This window comes from Kitasatospora sp. NPDC032757 (genome assembly GCF_055579305.1).
In genome coordinates this window covers 7,287-8,312 of record NZ_JBVINN010000080.1, presented here as the reverse complement: position 1 = coordinate 8,312, position 1,026 = coordinate 7,287, and the positions used below count along the sequence as shown (strand labels likewise).

2 pseudogenes are annotated in these 1,026 nt (G+C 72.2%); one reads left to right on the top strand and one right to left on the bottom strand.

Annotated features, from left to right (window positions below):
• Positions 1-173: pseudogene (locus ACZ5WK_RS39780) on the top strand (IS630 family transposase); the annotation flags it as partial.
• A 195-nt stretch (positions 174-368) separates the two neighbouring features.
• Here ACZ5WK_RS39780 and ACZ5WK_RS39775 read toward each other — a convergent pair.
• Positions 369-917: pseudogene (locus ACZ5WK_RS39775) on the bottom strand (transposase); the annotation flags it as partial.
• Positions 918-1,026 lie beyond the last annotated feature (109 nt).

The window sequence follows — 1,026 nt, the reverse complement described above, 5'->3', positions numbered from 1 at the left end:
CGGTCGAGTACCTGTGGGCCCACGTCAAGCACAGCCTCGCGAACCTCGCCAGCGTCGCCTTGGACCGACTCGCCACGCTCGTCCGCAACCGACTCAAACGACTCCAGTACCGCCCCGACGTCCTCGACGGCTTCCTCGCCGGAACCGGACTCTCCCTCGACCTACCACCCTGAAAAGCCGAAGTCAGTACCGCCATCCGCGCCGACGAGCTGGAAAAGGGGGATGCCGATTAGTAGTACTTCGTTAGGTCTGAAGCGTTCGGGAGCGTCCTGGTCGGCGTGCATCGGGTAACTCGCGGTGTCAGGTGGGGCATTCGCCGGTCCAGGCCCGTATCAGGTCCTGGATGGCGTCGAGGACTCGGTAGAAGGTCAGGCCGGCGCTTCGACTTTTGGGTCGAGGCGCCGGAGGGTGAGGAAGGCGTGGGCGGCGGTGACGAGCGTGACGTGGTGGTGCCAGCCGCGCCAGGTGCGGCCCTCGAAGTGGTCCAGGCCCAGGCCGTGCTTCATCTCGCGGTAGTCGTGCTCGATGCGCCAGCGGATCTTGGCCAGCCGCACGAGGTGGCGGATCGCCGTATCGGGCGGAAGGCTGGTGAGCCAGTACTCGGTGGGGGCGTCGGTGCCGGGCGGCCATTCGACCAGCAGGGTCTCGGCCGGCAGGACGCCGTTCCAGGCGGCGCTTCCGCCCGCGTCGGCGGCGGCCAGCGCCCGGGGGATCTTTCCGGCGGGCCGCACCTGTAGGACCCGGAAGCGCGAGCGCATCGCGCCGCGGCTGCCCTGACGCCAGGTGACCTGCCGAAACGCCCGGCGCCCGCCGGAGGTGGCGTGCTCGTGCAGGGCGACAGAGTCGGTGCGGTAGCGGGGCAGTGTCCTGCGACCGGCGCCGTAGGCGGGCGCCACCGGCTCCGCGTCGTGGGGGGGGGGGGGGGGGGGGGGGGGGGGGGGAGGGGGGAGGGGGGGGGGGAGGGGGGGGGGGGGGGGGGGGGGGGGGGGGGGGGGGGGGGTGGGTGGGGTGGGGTTGGGGAAGAAT